This is a genomic window from Sphingomonas sp. BK235 (genome assembly GCF_004345855.1).
Taxonomy (GTDB): Bacteria; Pseudomonadota; Alphaproteobacteria; order Sphingomonadales; family Sphingomonadaceae; genus Sphingomonas.
The window spans coordinates 168,359-182,463 of record NZ_SLXN01000004.1 but is presented as its reverse complement, the minus strand read 5'-3'; the positions used below and the strand labels follow the sequence as shown (position 1 = coordinate 182,463).

14 protein-coding genes are annotated in these 14,105 nt (G+C 72.1%); 6 read left to right on the top strand and 8 right to left on the bottom strand.

Features of this window, described 5'->3' with window-relative positions:
- Positions 1 to 6: 6 nt before the first annotated feature.
- Together EV292_RS12685 and ppk2 are read left to right on the top strand one after the other, a co-directional pair.
- A complete protein-coding gene (locus EV292_RS12685) occupies positions 7 to 1,725 on the top strand; it encodes a M28 family peptidase (RefSeq protein ID WP_347812592.1) in 1,719 nt (572 codons plus the stop codon).
- 65 nt (positions 1,726 to 1,790) lie between these two features.
- Complete coding sequence (gene ppk2, locus EV292_RS12680) at positions 1,791 to 2,555, top strand: polyphosphate kinase 2 (RefSeq protein ID WP_132909587.1); 765 nt, start codon at positions 1,791 to 1,793, stop codon at positions 2,553 to 2,555.
- Between the two features lie 16 nt (positions 2,556 to 2,571).
- On the opposite strand, the gene EV292_RS12675 is transcribed toward ppk2, so the two are convergent.
- The 5 genes from EV292_RS12675 to EV292_RS12655 all read right to left on the bottom strand — a co-directional run bounded on the left by EV292_RS12675 (position 2,572) and on the right by EV292_RS12655 (position 7,515).
- Positions 2,572 to 3,024, bottom strand: coding sequence for a hypothetical protein (locus tag EV292_RS12675; RefSeq protein ID WP_132909586.1), 453 nt, complete (start codon positions 3,022 to 3,024; stop codon positions 2,572 to 2,574).
- Between the two features lie 33 nt (positions 3,025 to 3,057).
- Positions 3,058 to 6,009, bottom strand: a complete 2,952-nt coding sequence (locus EV292_RS12670) for a TonB-dependent receptor (RefSeq protein ID WP_132909585.1) — start codon at positions 6,007 to 6,009, stop codon at positions 3,058 to 3,060.
- Between the two features lie 130 nt (positions 6,010 to 6,139).
- Positions 6,140 to 6,493: a YraN family protein gene (locus tag EV292_RS12665; protein WP_132909784.1), complete on the bottom strand. Its 354-nt coding sequence runs from the start codon at positions 6,491 to 6,493 to the stop codon at positions 6,140 to 6,142.
- Positions 6,494 to 6,646: 153 nt separating this feature from the next.
- Positions 6,647 to 7,078 carry a c-type cytochrome gene (locus tag EV292_RS12660; protein WP_132909584.1) on the bottom strand — a complete coding sequence of 144 codons (432 nt, stop codon included), beginning with the start codon at positions 7,076 to 7,078 and terminating at the stop codon, positions 6,647 to 6,649.
- The gene (locus EV292_RS12655) at positions 7,075 to 7,515 is read right to left on the bottom strand and encodes a DUF983 domain-containing protein (protein ID WP_132909583.1); all 441 of its coding nucleotides are present in this window, start codon (positions 7,513 to 7,515) and stop codon (positions 7,075 to 7,077) included. The genes EV292_RS12660 and EV292_RS12655 overlap by 4 nt, the downstream gene beginning before the upstream one ends.
- A 100-nt stretch (positions 7,516 to 7,615) precedes the next feature.
- On the opposite strand from EV292_RS12655, the gene EV292_RS12650 reads away from it, so the two are divergent.
- Both EV292_RS12650 and EV292_RS12645 read left to right on the top strand, forming a co-directional pair.
- On the top strand, positions 7,616 to 8,698 hold the full coding sequence (locus EV292_RS12650) for a polysaccharide pyruvyl transferase family protein (RefSeq protein WP_132909582.1): 1,083 nt from the start codon (positions 7,616 to 7,618) through the stop codon (positions 8,696 to 8,698).
- Positions 8,691 to 10,076 carry a Coenzyme F420 hydrogenase/dehydrogenase, beta subunit C-terminal domain gene (locus tag EV292_RS12645; RefSeq protein ID WP_243693754.1) on the top strand — a complete coding sequence of 462 codons (1,386 nt, stop codon included), beginning with the start codon at positions 8,691 to 8,693 and terminating at the stop codon, positions 10,074 to 10,076. Before EV292_RS12650 ends, EV292_RS12645 begins: the two co-directional genes overlap by 8 nt.
- Positions 10,077 to 10,086: 10 nt before the next feature.
- On the opposite strand, the gene EV292_RS12640 is transcribed toward EV292_RS12645, so the two are convergent.
- From EV292_RS12640 to EV292_RS12635, 3 genes are all read right to left on the bottom strand, one after another.
- On the bottom strand, positions 10,087 to 11,217 hold the full coding sequence (locus tag EV292_RS12640) for a heparan-alpha-glucosaminide N-acetyltransferase domain-containing protein (RefSeq protein WP_132909580.1): 1,131 nt from the start codon (positions 11,215 to 11,217) through the stop codon (positions 10,087 to 10,089).
- A 563-nt stretch (positions 11,218 to 11,780) separates the two neighbouring features.
- Complete coding sequence (locus EV292_RS22655) at positions 11,781 to 11,930, bottom strand: hypothetical protein (protein WP_165927099.1); 150 nt, start codon at positions 11,928 to 11,930, stop codon at positions 11,781 to 11,783.
- Between the two features lie 11 nt (positions 11,931 to 11,941).
- Positions 11,942 to 12,310 (bottom strand): PRC-barrel domain-containing protein, encoded by a 369-nt coding sequence (locus EV292_RS12635; protein WP_132909579.1) that lies wholly within the window; start codon positions 12,308 to 12,310, stop codon positions 11,942 to 11,944.
- 124 nt (positions 12,311 to 12,434) lie between these two features.
- Between EV292_RS12635 and EV292_RS22650 the strand changes: the two genes are divergently transcribed.
- Both EV292_RS22650 and EV292_RS12615 read left to right on the top strand, forming a co-directional pair.
- Complete coding sequence (locus tag EV292_RS22650; RefSeq protein WP_165927098.1) at positions 12,435 to 13,004, top strand: hypothetical protein; 570 nt, start codon at positions 12,435 to 12,437, stop codon at positions 13,002 to 13,004.
- A gap of 396 nt (positions 13,005 to 13,400) precedes the next feature.
- Complete coding sequence (locus EV292_RS12615; RefSeq protein WP_132909577.1) at positions 13,401 to 14,105, top strand: class I SAM-dependent methyltransferase; 705 nt, start codon at positions 13,401 to 13,403, stop codon at positions 14,103 to 14,105.

Here is a 14,105-nt window from a genome sequence, read left to right as displayed (position 1 = left end):
CCGCCGATGTCCGTTCGTCTCGCCGTTCCGTTCCTGCTCGCGCTCGCCGCCACCGCGCCCCTCACCGCCCCCCTCTCCGCCACCGCCCAGACTCCGCCGCCCGCCGCACCCGCCAAGGCTGTTGCCGCCGCCGCGCCCACCGACGCCGCGCGGATGGCGCGGCTCACCGCGCCGCTGCCCGCCGACCAGGCCGCGATGAAGGCGCATGTGATGTTCCTCGCCTCCGACGCGATGCGCGGGCGCGACGCGGGCAGCGGCGAATATGACATCGCCGCGCAATATGTCGCCGCGCAATTCTATGCCGCCGGGCTGCGACCGATGGGCGACGCCGGCGGCTATCTGCAGAAGGTGCCGCTCACCGCCTATAAGATCGCGGGCGAGGGCACGTTCCGCTGGACCGGCGCGAACGCCGCGGCGCGCGCGCTCGTCTTCGGCAGCGACTATGTCCCCGCCGCCAATCCCGCCGCCAAGGCCACGAACGTGTCCGCGCCGATCGTGTATCTCGGCTACGGCCTCTCCGCCCCGGCCTATGGCATCGACGATTATGCCGGCGTCGACGTGCGCGGGAAGATCGTCGCTTATGTCGGCGGCGTCCCCGCCGGCCTGCCCAGCGAGATCGCGGCGACGCTCGGCGGCGCCCCCGCGCGGCTCGCCGCGGCGGCGGCGCACGGGGCGGTCGGCGCGGTCGCGATCGCCGACCTGCGCCGCGCCGGCCGCGGCGCGCCCGGCTTCGACACGGTCAAGAAGGGCTATGACAGCGAGCGCGTCACCTGGGCGCTCCCCGACGGCACCGGCAGCACCGCCACGCCCGCGGTGCCGCTGCTCGGCACCTTGTCCCCGGCGGGTGCGGCCAAGCTGTTCGGCCGCGACTGGGCGGCGATGGCGCGCGCCGCGCGCCGCAAGGTGCTGCGCGCGCGCCCCGTCACCGCCGCGGGCACGCTGACGGTGGAGAGCGCGACCAGCTTCCGCGCGTTGCCGAGCAGCAACGTGCTCGGGATGATCCCGGGCAGCGATCCCGCGGTCGGGCGCGAGACGGTGGCGCTGTCGGCGCATCTCGACCATGTCGGCGTCGGCAAGGCGGTGGACGGCGACACGATCTACAACGGCGCGCTGGACGACGCGATCGGCATCGCCAGCCTGATCGAGGCCGCCAAGCGCTTCAAACAGGCCGCCGCCCCCAAGCGCAGCGTGCTCTTCCTCGCCGTCACCGCGGAAGAGAAGGGGCTGGTGGGCAGCGACTATTTCGTCAACCATCCGACCGTGCCGATCGCCGACATCGTCGCCGACGTGAACCTCGACATGCCGATCCTGACCTATCGGTTCGAGGACATGGTGGCGTTCGGCGGCGACCGCTCGACGCTGGGGCCGATCATCGCGCGCGCGGTGGCGGGGATCGGCGTCGGCCTGTCGCCCGATCCGATGCCGGAGGAGGCGATCTTCGTCCGCTCGGATCACTTCCGCTTCGTCCAGAAGGGTGTGCCCTCGGTCTTCCTGTGGCCGGGGCAGAAGGGCCCGGGCAAGGCCGCGGTCGCCGCCTTCATGGACCGCTGCTACCACAAGCCGTGCGACGACCTGTCGCAGCCGATCCTGTGGGACCAGGGCGTCCGCTTCGTCGACGCCAACTACCGGATCGCGCGCGAGATCGCCGACGCGCCCGATCGCCCGCGCTGGAACAAGGGCGATTATTTCGGCCTGTTGTTCAAGGGGCCGATGGCGGCGCAGTGACCGCCGCGCATCGTTTCGGCGCCGGTGCGTTATAGCTGCCGGACCCGGCACGGAGCGCGACGCGGATGAGCAAGAAGGACGACGACCGGCACGCCAGCCTCGAGGAGCTGCAACTCGCGCTGGTCCACACCCAGCAGGCCGCGGCGCGCTCGGGCGAGCGCGTCGTGCTGGTGCTCGAGGGGCGCGACGGCGCGGGCAAGGACGGGGCGATCAAGCGGATCACCGAGCACAGTTCGGTCCGCGCGACCCGCGTCGTCGCGCTGCCCAAACCGTCCGACCGCGAGCGGACGCAATGGTATTTCCAGCGCTACGTGACGCATCTGCCCGCCGCGGGCGAGTTCGTGATCTTCAACCGCTCCTGGTACAATCGCGCGGGGGTCGAGGTGGTGATGGGCTTCTCCACCGCCGCCGAACAGGCCGAGTTCCTGCGCGACGCGCCCGATTTCGAGCGGATGCTGGTGGAGAGCGGGATCACGTTGGTGAAGCTGTGGCTCGACATCTCCAAGGACGAGCAGCGCGACCGGCTCCAGGCGCGGCGCGACGATCCGCTCAAGGCGCTCAAAGTGTCCGACATGGACGCGGTCGCGCAGGACAAATGGGCGGACTATACCGCGGCGCGCGACGCGATGCTGACGCGGACGCACACGCCGCTGGCGCCGTGGCATTGCGTCCAGGCCGACGACAAGAAGGCGGCGCGGCGCGCGATCATCGCGCACCTGCTCCACCAGACCGCGCCGGCGGAGATCGCGCGCACCGTGCCGCTGCCCGACCCCGACGTGCTGTTCGCGTTCGAGGCCGCGGCGCTCCACGACGGGCGCCTCTCGCGCTGAGCGCGCGGTCAGGCGGTCACGCCAGATCCTCGATCCGCGGGATCACCATCCGCTCCACCGCGTCATAATAGCGTTCGATCGTGTCCTCGCCCGCGTCGCCCAGCCGCGCGCGCACCTTGTCGACGGGCGTGATGATCAGACGGTCGAGATCGAGCACGGGGTTGAAGTCGTCGCGTCCGCCCAGGCGCCACCAGCCGCCGCGGCGGGTCGCCGGGGCGGCGCGGTCGCGCCAGCGTCCGCCGACGTGGCGGCGGATCACCTCGCCGACGTAGCAGCCCGCGCCGGCGACCCAGTCCGCCGCGCGCGCGCCGCGCCGCGCGCGCGCGGTGTCGAGCCACGCGTCGATCGCGGCGAGGCTGTCGATCGAGAAATCGAGGCGTTCGCCCGCTGGCCCCTCTGCGGCGAACCGCTCCGCTCTCCGCTCGATATCCCCCAGGTCCATCCCGCTCTGTTCCAAAGTGGCGCTCACGACCCTCATTATAGAAGGCGTCGTGCCCGCCCCTCAGAACTCGGCGGACAGGCCGACGAAGAAGCTCCGCCCCGCGACGTCGTACACGCCCGGATAGGTGTTGCCGTTGCCGAAGGCCGCGAGCAGCCCCTGCACGATCGCGGGCGGATCGCGGTCGAGCAGGTTGTTGACGCCGAGCCGCAACCCGACGCCCTCGCGCAGCGCCGCGGTGACCGCGAGATCGACATATTGATAGGTGCCGATCCGCGAGTTGAGCGTGTAGCGGTCCCCCGCCAGGAACGGATTGTCGGTGTTGCTGCTCAGCCTTGTGGCGCCGATGTAGCGCCAGTTGAGCGACACCGATGCCTTGTCCCCCGGCGCCGCCCAGGTCAGCCGCGCCTGGTGGCGCCATGCCGGGCTGGGCTGGCCGCAGGTCGGGCCGAACAGCCCCTTGCAGTCATAGGAGCCGAGCCCCGGCAGCGGCTCGTTGACGAGATCGTTGAGCCAGGTGCCGACCAGTGACAGGTCGACCCGGCCGAGCGCCTCCACCGGCACCGCGGCATTGAGCCCGACGTCGATCCCCGAGGTCCTGAGCGAGCCGGTGTTCTGCGTCGTCGACACGACATAGCCGTTCTCGCCGAACAGCACGCCGTTGCGCGGGTCGCGCCGGAACAGCCCGCAGAAGAACGGGTCGCCGGTGGCGACGCACTGGCTGATCGTCAGCGAGGCGGGGATCGGGGCGATATAGTCGCGCACCTTGATGCGGAAATAATCGACCGACAGCGACACGCCGCGCAGCGCTGCGGGCGAGAGCACCACGCCCGCGGTATAGGTGTCGGCCTCCTCGGGGCGCAGCGCGAGATTGCCGCCGCTCTGCGCCGAGCAGACGTCGGTCGGGCAGGCGATGATGCGGCCATATTGCGCCGCGCTCACCCCGGTCAGCGCGCAGCGCTCGGCGCTGGCGATCGGGGTCGCGCCCGAGCAGGGATCCTGCGCCGAGACGTTGCCGACCTGCTGCGCCGCGAACAGCTCGCTGATGTTGGGCGCGCGGATCGCGCGATTGTAGCTGGCGCGCAGCCGCAGGTCGCGCACCGGCGCCCAGGACAATTCGCCCTTGTAGGTCGACACGCCCTTGGCGAGGTTGCTGTAGTCCGAATAGCGATAGCCGCCGGTGATCGACAGTTCCTCCGCGAATGCCTTGCCCTCGACGATCGGCAGCCGCACCTCGGTGAACAGGTCGGTGACGTGGAAGCGGCCGAAGGCTTCCTTGATCCCCTTCTGCTGCGACAGCGCGTCGGCGGTGAAGCGCAGCTTCTCGCGGCGGTGCTCGACCCCGACCACCAGACCCAGGCCGTGGTCCGCCCAGGGCAGCGTCACGCCGTAGGACGTCAGGTCGGCGTTGATCGACCCGGTGTAGACATATTCCTCGTCGAGCCCGCGCGTCGAGGCGGGGCGATAGATATAGCCGAACGCCGAGTCCGCGATCCCGTTGTAGCGGAACACGTCGAGCGGGACGCAATCGGGATCGCTGCCGTCGACCACCGCGGTGCAGGTCGGCGTGCCGTTGACCGAGACGACCTGGAGCCCGCGGTTGGCGCGCACCGGGTCGATGTCGTTCATATAGGTCTCGCGCAGCAGCGCACGCGAGTAGAGGCCGCCGACGTCATAGCCGATCCCCTCCGCGATCTCGCCGCGCAGCCCGGCGGTGGCGCGATAGTCGATCCGGCGCAGATCGTCGCGACGCGGCTGCGCGTTGCCCGCCACGGGGCGATAGCCGATGAACAGGTCCTGCCGCGCCCCGCTGCCATAAGCGTTGCCGCAGAGCAGCTGCCCCTGCTGCGCGCCGAGCAGCGGGTTGTCGCAGTTGATCGTATAGGTCGTCCCCTGGAACAGCGCGGACGGCGCGACCTGCGAGAAGCTCCGGTCGTGCATGAACATGAAGCTGCCATACAGCTCCGCCGCGGGGTGGAACTCATATTTGGCGAACGCTCCCGCGGTATAGCGCACGTCGGCGCGCTGGAAGTAATTGAGCGGGGCGGTATTGTAGCGGAAGCTGGCGTCATAGGGCACCCAGCTCTTCTGCCCGTCGCGCGTGTTGTTGTACGCGGTGCCGGCGTTGGGGCCGGTGAGCGGCTGGAACAGCCCGTACATGTTGTTGCTCGATCCGCCGCAGGTGTAGGCGCTGTTGCCCGCGCTCGGGTCCAGCGCGCAGGCGGAGACGTCGCGATTGGCCTGGATGATCGGCTTGACGTCGCGATAGCCGAAATAGGCGGTGATGTTGCCGCGGTCGCCCAGGTTCTTGCCGACCGCGATATTGGCGTCGAGCCGCTGGCCGTCGACCGGGCTGTTGAGCGCGGTGGCATAGCCGTTGCGGCGGACGAGGTCGCGCAGCCCCTTGTTGTCGTTGTGGTGCGCCGCGAAGCCATATTGGACGTCGCCGCGGACGCCGTCGAGATCGTCGCGCAGGATGAAATTGACCACGCCCGAGATCGCGTCCGAGCCATAGACCGCCGAGGCGCCGCCGGTGACGACGTCGACCCGCTGCACCATGAAGCCGGGAATGAAATTGACGTCGTTGGCCTGTACCGGGAGCAGGCGCTGGCCGTTGACGAGGATCAGGTTCCGCACGTCGCCGAGGTTGCGCAGGTTGATCCGCGCGGTGCCGTCCGAGCCGTTGGAGACATTCTCGTTCGCCGCCGCGGTGACCTGGGGCAGGCGGTTGATGACATTCTCGATGTTGGTCGCGCCCTGCAGCCGGATCTCGGCCGCGCTCACGTCGGTGATCGGGCTGTTGCTCTGCAGCCCGGGCTGACGCAGCCGCGTGCCCGTGACCACGACCTCGCCGCCGCCGGGCGAGGCGGTCGCGGTGTCGGCGGGGGCGGGGGTGGTGGTGACCGAGGGTTCGGGCGCGGCAGGCTCGGTCTGCGGCGCCTGCGCCTGGGCGGCAGTGGCCGCGGCAGCGAGCGCGGCGACCGCGGTGGAGCGCAGCAAGCGACAGATAAGCATCGGCAGTTCCCCTTCTTCCCCTGCCGGCAGCGTATGGTATACTTTCTATAAATGCAAATATGTTATACGAAGCGGGTGTCTAGGTAGGGAACTGGACGGTGCGGGCAGCCGCGGACGAACGATCCTTGCGTCAGTCGATCCAGGCATTCTCGATGTGGCGCGGGCGCACGCCGGGGGCGAGCAGGATGACGTCGACGCGGATGTCGTCGCCCGGCGCGGCGTAGCGCGGCATCAGCACCTCGGCCGCGGCGGCGACGCGGGCGAGCCGGCGCGCGTCGATCGCCGTGTCGAGCGCGGCGGCGCTACGCCGCGTCTTGACCTCGACGAAGGCGACCAGCGTGCCGCGCCGCGCCACCAGATCCACCTCGCCCGCGCGCGAGCGGACGCGCCGATCGAGGATCTCCCATCCCTGTAGCCGCAGCCACCACGCCGCGATCCGTTCGCCGCGGCGCCCGACGGCGTCGGCGGCGCGCCGCTCGGCCATGGTGCGACCGGGGGGAGGCGTGACACGGCGCCGCATCGCGCGACGCTGATCGTGCCGGCGCGGCGACACAAGCGGAGGCTGACCCAGGAACAGGGCCGCCAAGCCGATCCTCGCCGGTGCGGGGCGCCCGCGCCGGATCCGCCGCGCCGCCGTTCAGCGCGACCCCGCCGCGCGGAGATAGGCGATCAGGTCCGCGCGATCGATCGGGTCGCGCACGCCGGCGAAGCGCATCGTCGTCCCCGGCGCCACGCGCGCGGGGTCGCGCAGCCACGCGTCCATCGCCGCCGCGTCCCAGCGCCCGCCGTGCGCGCGCAGCGCCGCGCTATAGCCATAACGCGCGCTCCCGCCCGCCACCGCGCGACCGATCACGCCATGGAGGTTCGGGCCGTTGCGGTCGCCCGCCCCGGCGCCGATCGTGTGGCACGCCGCGCAGGCGCCGAACAAGCGCGCGCCGCGGCTCGCGTCAGCGCTCGCCAGCCGCGCTGCCAGGGTCGCGTTGGCGCCGAGCCGCGCGCGCCGCGCCGCCACCCCGTCGTCGCCGCAGCCCGCCAGCAGCAGCAACACCGCCGCCCCCGCGACTCTCACGGCGCGGCGTCGTCGCCGTGGAGGTCGGCCCAGAGCGCGCCGGTCCCCGCCTCCTGCGCGCGGTTGACATATTGCGACGCCACCAGCCAGCCCTTGATCGGGCGCAGCGGCAGCAGCGTCCCCAGCGCCATCACCGGCACCGACACGAGCAGATGCACCCAGGCCGGCGGATCGAATGCGACCTGGAGCCACACCACGAAGGCGGTCAGCGGCAGCGCGATGATGCACAAGGAGAAGAACGCCGGCCCGTCGTCGGGCGCGGCGAAGCGATAGTCGAGCCCGCAGGCGTCGCAGCGCGGCACGATCTTGAGCCAGGAGCGGAACATCTTCCCGCGTCCGCAGCGCGGGCACAGGCCGTGCCAGCCGCTGCGGATGATCCAGCGGAATTTGTCGCTACCGCCGAGCGTGGCGGGATCGGGCGCGCGAGTCGGGTCCATGGCGGCGATGTAGGCGCGCCCGGCGGCCCCTGCGATGGGACAGATGGTCCCACCCCCCGGCTAACGGAACTCCTTGGAAGTGCGAGGGATTGTGCCGGCAATGACGTCTCCCCCGCGCACCGTCGGTATCCTGACCTTCCACCGCTGCATCAATTATGGGTCCTATTGGCAGGCGCGCTGCCTCGCCGAGGGGTTGCGCGGCCTGGGGCATGACGCGCGGCTGCTCGATCATCACAGCGACGCGGTGGCGCGCGCCGAGTGGCGCTGCTCGTTCCAGCCGACCCTCCCCGAGCGCACCCGCCGCAGCGACCTGCCCGCGTACAAGAGCAAGGGGCGCAAGTTCGTCGCCGCCTTCGACCGGCTGCCGCAATCGCCGCGCTTCCCGCTCCACCGGCCCGACACGCGCGGTTATGACGCGATCGTGGTCGGCAGCGACGAGGTGTGGAACTTCCGTCACCCCTGGTACGGCGGCGCGCCGATCTTCTTCGGTGAGGGGCTCAGCGCGCCGCGGCTGGTCTCTTATGCCGCCAGCTTCGGCAACCACGACGCCGCCGACGGGATCTCGGACGATTGGGCGGCGCGGCTGCGGCGCTTCACCGCGGTATCGGTGCGCGACGCCAACTCGCGCGCGCTGGTCGCCGCCGCGCTGGGCGAGACCCCGCCGCTGGTGCTCGACCCGGTGCTCCAGTTCGGCGAACGCGTCCATGCCGCCGCGCCGCCGCGCCCGCGCGAGGGGGAGGGGGGCTATGCGCTGGTCTATGGCCATGGCTTCCCCGACTGGCTCCAGCAGCAGATGCGCGACTGGAGCGGGCGCAGCGGGGTACGGCTGGTCAGCATCGGCTATCGCAACGACTGGGCGCACGAGCAGGACATCGGCGCCGGCCCGGAGGAATTCGCCGCCCGCGCCGCCGGCGCGCGCGCGCTGGTGACCAATTTCTTCCACGGCTGCGTCTTCGCGCTCAACAACCGGACCCCGTTCGTCACCGCGCCCTCGCCCTATCGCTTCAACAAGGTGCGCGACCTCGCCGCGGCGCTGGGGGCGGAGCGGCACATCGTCGCGCCGGGGCTGGGCGCGGGGGACTATGACGCGCTGCTCACCGCACCGCCCGCGCCGGCGGTCTATGCGCGGATCGACCGGCTGCGCGCCGAGTCGCTCCTGTACCTGCGCCACGCGCTTGGCTGAGCCACTCGCCCCGCGCGACGTGGTGGGCTCGGGGCTGTGCATCGGCTGCGGCGGCTGCGCGGCGGCGGCGGCGGACGGCGCGATGGCGTGGGATCGCTACGGCACCTGGAAGCCCGCGGGCGCCTTCGCCGCGGAACGCTCGGCCGCGTTCGCGCTGCGCTGCCCCTTCTCCCCGGCGGCGCGCGACGAGGATGCGATCGCGGCCGAGCGCTTCCCCGCCGCCCCGCGCGCGACCGCGCTGCTCGGCCGTCACGAATCGACCTGGGTCGGGCATGTCGCCGAGGGCGCGTGGCGCGGGACGGGCAGTTCGGGCGGGATGGTGAGCTGGGTCGCGGCCGAGCTGCTCCGCACCGGCGCGGTCGACGCGGTGGCGCATGTCGTCGCGTCGGACTCGCCGCGCGACGAGGGGCGTTTTTTCGCCTATCGCTTGTCGCGCGACGCGGCGGCGCTGCGATCGGGCGCGAAGTCGCGTTATTATCCGGTCGAGCTGTCCGCGATCCTGCGCGAGATCCGCGCCACGCCCGGCCGCTATGCGATCGTGGCGGTGCCGTGCTTCGCCAAGATGATCCAGCTCGAGCGCGCGCGCGACCCGGTGCTGCGCGCGCGCGTGCCGCACGTGCTCGGGCTGTTCTGCGGGCATCAGAAGAGCGCGCGGCTGGTCGACAGCTTCGCCTGGCAGCTCGACACGCCGCGCGATCGGGTGCGCGCGGTCGATTATCGCATCAAGGACGCGGGACGTCCCGCCAATTGGTATCGCGCGCACCTGACGCTCGACGACGGCAGCGCGCGCGCCGAGGATTGGTGGCATCTCGCCGACGGCGACTGGGGCGCTGGTTTCTTCCAGAACAGCGCGTGCGACATGTGCGACGACGTCGTCGCCGAGACCGCCGACGTCGCGTTCGGCGACGCCTGGGTCGAGCCTTATGCGTCGGACGGGCGCGGCACCAACGTGGTGATCGCGCGCACGCCGCTGATCGACGGGTTGATCCGCGCCGCGGTGGCGGAGGGGCGGCTCGCGCTGGAGGAGGTGGACGCCGGCTTCGTCGAGGCGACGCAGGCGGCGGGGTTCCGTCACCGCCGCGAGGGGCTGGCCTATCGGCTGACGTGGCGGCGCTGGCGCGGCGGGGTGGCGAAGCGCAAGCGCGTCGCGCCCGCGGCCCGCGCGCTGCCGCTGCGGCGGCGGCTGGTGTATCGCGGGCGCGCCGCGATCGCGCGCTGGAGCCACCGGCTGGCGTGGCTCGCCGCGCGGACCGGGCGGCCGGGGCTGTACCTGCGCTGGGCGCGCCCCGCGCTGGCGCTGTATCGCGCGCTCGCCTGGTCGCACGGCCGGCTGGGTGGCTGGGTCGACCGACTGCTGCCCGACGCGCCGCGGCGCTAGGCCCGCCCGATCAGAAGAAGCGCAGCCAGCGGCTGGCGTGGCGGCGCTTCACGCCCGCGAACCAGCGCGTCGCCCACCACAGCGGCGGCGCCATCGCCGCGGCGAGCAGCCAGACATGGCCGATCGTCGGCAGCTCGCGCCCGCCCGCCGCCAGCGCGACGAGGTGGAGCGCATAGAGGTGGAGCAGGTAGAAGAACATCGGCGCGCCGCCCAGCACCGCGAGCCAGCGCTGCGCCCGCGCCTCGAACAGCGCGAGCAGCAGCGCGCCGATCCCCAGGGTAAGCAGCAGGAAGTCGAGCGACGGCGGATATTTGGTGACGTTGAGGAAGGACAGGAGGGTGCGCAACGCGGTCGCTTCCATGTGCCACGGCACCGGCTCGCCATAGCCGTCGCCCGCGCGCAGCAGCGCGAAGCCGAGCAGCAGCAGGGCGCCCGCGGCGGCGAGAAGGCGCTGGCGCTGCGCCGGCGCGCGCGTGAACCACGGGCCGATCGCATAGCCGAGCGCGATCACCCCGATCCACGGCAGCACCGGATAGGAGGTGCGCGCCGTGACGCCGCCGCCGAGCGCGATCAGGTCGCGCTGGTGGAGCACGGCCCAGAGCGGGTGAAGCGGGTGGTCGCGCGCGAGCACCAGCGGGTCGAGCAGATTGTGCCCCAGCACCAGCATGGCCGCGACCGCGATCAGCGCCGCGCGCGGCAGCCACACCAGCGCCGCCAGCGCGATCATCGACCAGCCGATCGCCCAGATCACCTGGAGGTAGATCATCGTCGGGGTGAAGGAGAAGCTCCACGCGAAGCCGACCAGCGTGACCTCGAGCACCAGCAGGAACAGCCCGCGCTCGAGCAGGAAGCGCGCGGTCGCGAGGCGCGGGCGCGCGGCGCCGTAGAGCCACGCCGAGACGCCCGCGAGCGCGATGAACACGGGGGCGCACAGATGCGCCGCGAGCCGCGCCGCGACCAGCCCGGGCGTGGCGGCGGCGAGGTCCATCGGATCGCTGACCGGCGCGCTGAGGAAGAAATATTCACGCGCATGGTCCGCCAGCATCAGCAGCATCACCAGGCCGCGCAGCGAGTCGATCGAGGGGAGCCGCCCCGCGATGACGCGGGGCGCCGACTGCGCGGCGGCGGTGAGCTGATGCATCCGATGTGCAATGTTATATTATCTTGTGAAAGGCAAGGGTATGTACGGGGCGGTGCGGCGCCGCTTCGCCGCTAAGCGCCGATGAGAGGCCCCGTGATCGCTCGCGCGAAGATGCGTTGATCCGCACCAAGAGATTCACTGCCGCGGAAGCAGCCTACCCCTCGTCATCCCGGGCTTGACCCGGGATCCATGACGCCGCGAGCGTCGCCAGCGTTGCTCGCGCGGAACGATGGATCCCGGCGCAAGGCCGGGATGACGATGAAGGAGGGACACGCCAGGTTCGGGGGCCGCGCTCGTGGATTCCGGCGCAAGGCCGGGATGCCGATGAAGAAGGGGCATGCCAGGTTCGGGGGCCGCGCTCGTGGATCCCGGCGCAAGGCCGGGATGACGACGAAGGAGGGGCACGCCAGGCTTTGAATCCACGCCCGTGAATGCCGGATCAAGGCCGGGATGTCGGGAGGGGTGTTACGCGATTACCCTATTCCAGCACAGTACGTCACCCGCGCCCCCGCACCGCCCCGCACCGCCCCGCAGGAACCGCGGTCACGCGCGCGGCGCCCGGCTCACGTCGCCGCGTCGTCGTCGCTCGGCTCGGCATCCGTCGTCTGGGGCGGGCGTCGGTCGGGGTCGTTGGCGGGGGAGGCGGGGTCGCTCAGCAGCTCCTCGGTCGCCTCGCTCACCGCGCCCTCATCGTCGCGCCGGCGCTCGGTCATCATCCTGCTCCTCACTCGGCCGCGAGATTTTCCCCGCGCACCTGATAGTAACTCGCCACGCGATCGGCATAGGCCTGGTCGAACACCGGCGCGTTATTGGCCCAGCTCGGCCCGCCCTCGAGCAGGCGGCGATCGATCGTGACCACGTAGCGGTCGCGCACGGGGTCGAACTGGAGCAGCGCGAAGGGCAACGGATAGAAGCTCTTGCCCATGCCCAGGAAGCCGCCGAGGCTGAGCACCGCATGCGTCGCGCGGCCCGAGGCCTTGTGGACCATGAAGGCGTGGACCGCGCCGAGATGGTCGCCGTCCCGGCTGTCCACCTTCATCGTCTCCGCCAGGTTCGACTGGACGAGGATCTGGGTGGGCGCGTCTTCGGCCATCGGTGGCTCCATCAACAATCGTTACGCGAACAACCGCCAGCGCGCCGCGCCGGTTCCGCGCCGCGACGCGCGTGCGGTCGAGCGCGCGGTTGAGCGCGCGCGCGGCTTCCGGCATAGCCGCCGCGTGGCTTCCCCTTTCTCCCCGCGCCTGCGCCCCGCGCTGGTCCTGACCGCGCTGGCGCTCGTCGCCGGCTGTGTCCCGCCCGCCGCGCCGCCGCCGCCCCCCGCCCCGGCGCCCGCGCCCGCGCCGCCCCCCGCCCCGGCGCCCGCGCCCGCGCCGACCCCCGCGCCCGCGCCGCCGCCCGCGCCGCTCGCCGCCGACTGGCAGGACTGGCCGCGCACCCCGGGCGACTGGCGCTATGCGCGCGACGCGTCGGGCGCGACCGCGAGCTTCGGGGCCGCCGGCGCGCGTGTCGCCACCGCGCGCTGCGACCGTGCCGCGCGCACGGTGACGCTGACCCGGATCGGCGGCACGGCCGCGCCGCTGACGGTCCGCACCAGCGCGACGACGCGCGTGCTGCGCGCGGTCGCCGCGCCCGACGGCGGCGCGGTGGCGCTGGCGGCGAGCGACCGGCTGCTCGACGCGATGGTGTTCAGCCGCGGGCGTTTCACGCTGGAGCAGCCGGGGCTGGCGCCGCTGGTGCTGCCGCCCTGGGCGGAGCTGGCGCGCGTGATCGAGGACTGCCGCGGCTGAACCGAAACGATACGACGGCGCGCGGCGGCGAGAGAGAATCGTACATTCCGCCCCGCAAGACAAGACTTGTATCCGAGTCGCGCGGCGCTCACATTGATCGTGCGGTTCGCGAGAGCCGCGCTCGTTATCAACCAGCGAAAGGAGGTGATCCGATGTCTCATGGTTCAGCAATGGGGTCGGTTCAGTTCGTTCGGGGGACGCGCTTCTGAGGGAACGGTCTGCCTCGGGGGTATCCTCCCCCAGACAACGAGGTAGATCGGGCTTTCGGAGGCCTGCATGGTCTCCCGGGCTGGAGCTCTCCGGCCGCTGACCATGTTTAGGGGTTGTCGGGCATCGCTTCGGTGGTGTCCGGCAACCTCTTCTCATTTCTGGCATCTCGGAGCGGGAGGGAGGCGGATGGGCTGGCTCGCACGGGGGCGCCACGCGGCGCGGCGGCTGCGGCTGGTCGTCGCCACCGAAGGGCTGGCCGAGACGGTGCGCCGGCTCGCGCGGCGCACGCGACGCGACGCCGGGCTGGGCGATTATCTCGCGGTGAAGGCCGCGCGCGACGCCGCGTTCGACGCGCGGCATGACAGCGACACCGGCGGCGTCCAGCGGCTCTACACGCTCGCGATCGACAGCCCCAACGCGCGCCACGGCATCGACCATGTCGCCTCCGACCCGGACGTGTTCGCGGCGGCGCTGGCGCTGCTCGACGGTGACCTGTCGCGCTTCCATTTCCTCGATCTCGGCTCGGGCAAGGGGCGCGCGCTGCTGCTGGCGTGCGACTATCCGTTCCGCGCCGTCACCGGGGTGGAGTTCGCCGCCGAGCTCCACGCCACCGCGACGCGCAACCTCGCGCGCCGCGGCGATCCGCGCGCGACCGCGCTGCTGGGCGACGCCACCGCGGTCGCGCTCCCCGACGGCGACCTGCTCGTCTATCTCTTCAACCCGTTCGAGGCGGCGATCGTCCGCGCGGTGGCGCGGCGGCTGGCAGCGCTGCCGCCCGAGCGCGACATACGGCTGCTGTACGTCACCCCGCGCCACCGCGACGCGCTGGCGGCGGAGGGCTGGCGCGTCGTCGCGGGCGCGGGCGAGGCGGTGCTGTTCCGCCGCGACTGA

Bases quoted from the DNA above. Each gene is read 5' to 3' on its own strand.
- EV292_RS12685 (WP_347812592.1), top strand. From the start codon at position 7: ATGTCCGTTCGTCTCGCCGTTCCGTTCCTGCTCGCGCTCGCCGCCACC.
- ppk2 (WP_132909587.1), top strand. From the start codon at position 1,791: ATGAGCAAGAAGGACGACGACCGGCACGCCAGCCTCGAGGAGCTGCAA.
- EV292_RS12670 (WP_132909585.1), bottom strand. From the start codon at position 6,009: ATGCTTATCTGTCGCTTGCTGCGCTCCACCGCGGTCGCCGCGCTCGCT.
- EV292_RS12665 (WP_132909784.1), bottom strand. From the start codon at position 6,493: ATGGCCGAGCGGCGCGCCGCCGACGCCGTCGGGCGCCGCGGCGAACGG.
- EV292_RS12655 (WP_132909583.1), bottom strand. From the start codon at position 7,515: ATGGACCCGACTCGCGCGCCCGATCCCGCCACGCTCGGCGGTAGCGAC.
- EV292_RS12650 (WP_132909582.1), top strand. From the start codon at position 7,616: ATGACGTCTCCCCCGCGCACCGTCGGTATCCTGACCTTCCACCGCTGC.
- EV292_RS12640 (WP_132909580.1), bottom strand. From the start codon at position 11,217: ATGCATCAGCTCACCGCCGCCGCGCAGTCGGCGCCCCGCGTCATCGCG.
- EV292_RS22655 (WP_165927099.1), bottom strand. From the start codon at position 11,930: ATGACCGAGCGCCGGCGCGACGATGAGGGCGCGGTGAGCGAGGCGACC.
- EV292_RS12635 (WP_132909579.1), bottom strand. From the start codon at position 12,310: ATGGCCGAAGACGCGCCCACCCAGATCCTCGTCCAGTCGAACCTGGCG.
- EV292_RS12615 (WP_132909577.1), top strand. From the start codon at position 13,401: ATGGGCTGGCTCGCACGGGGGCGCCACGCGGCGCGGCGGCTGCGGCTG.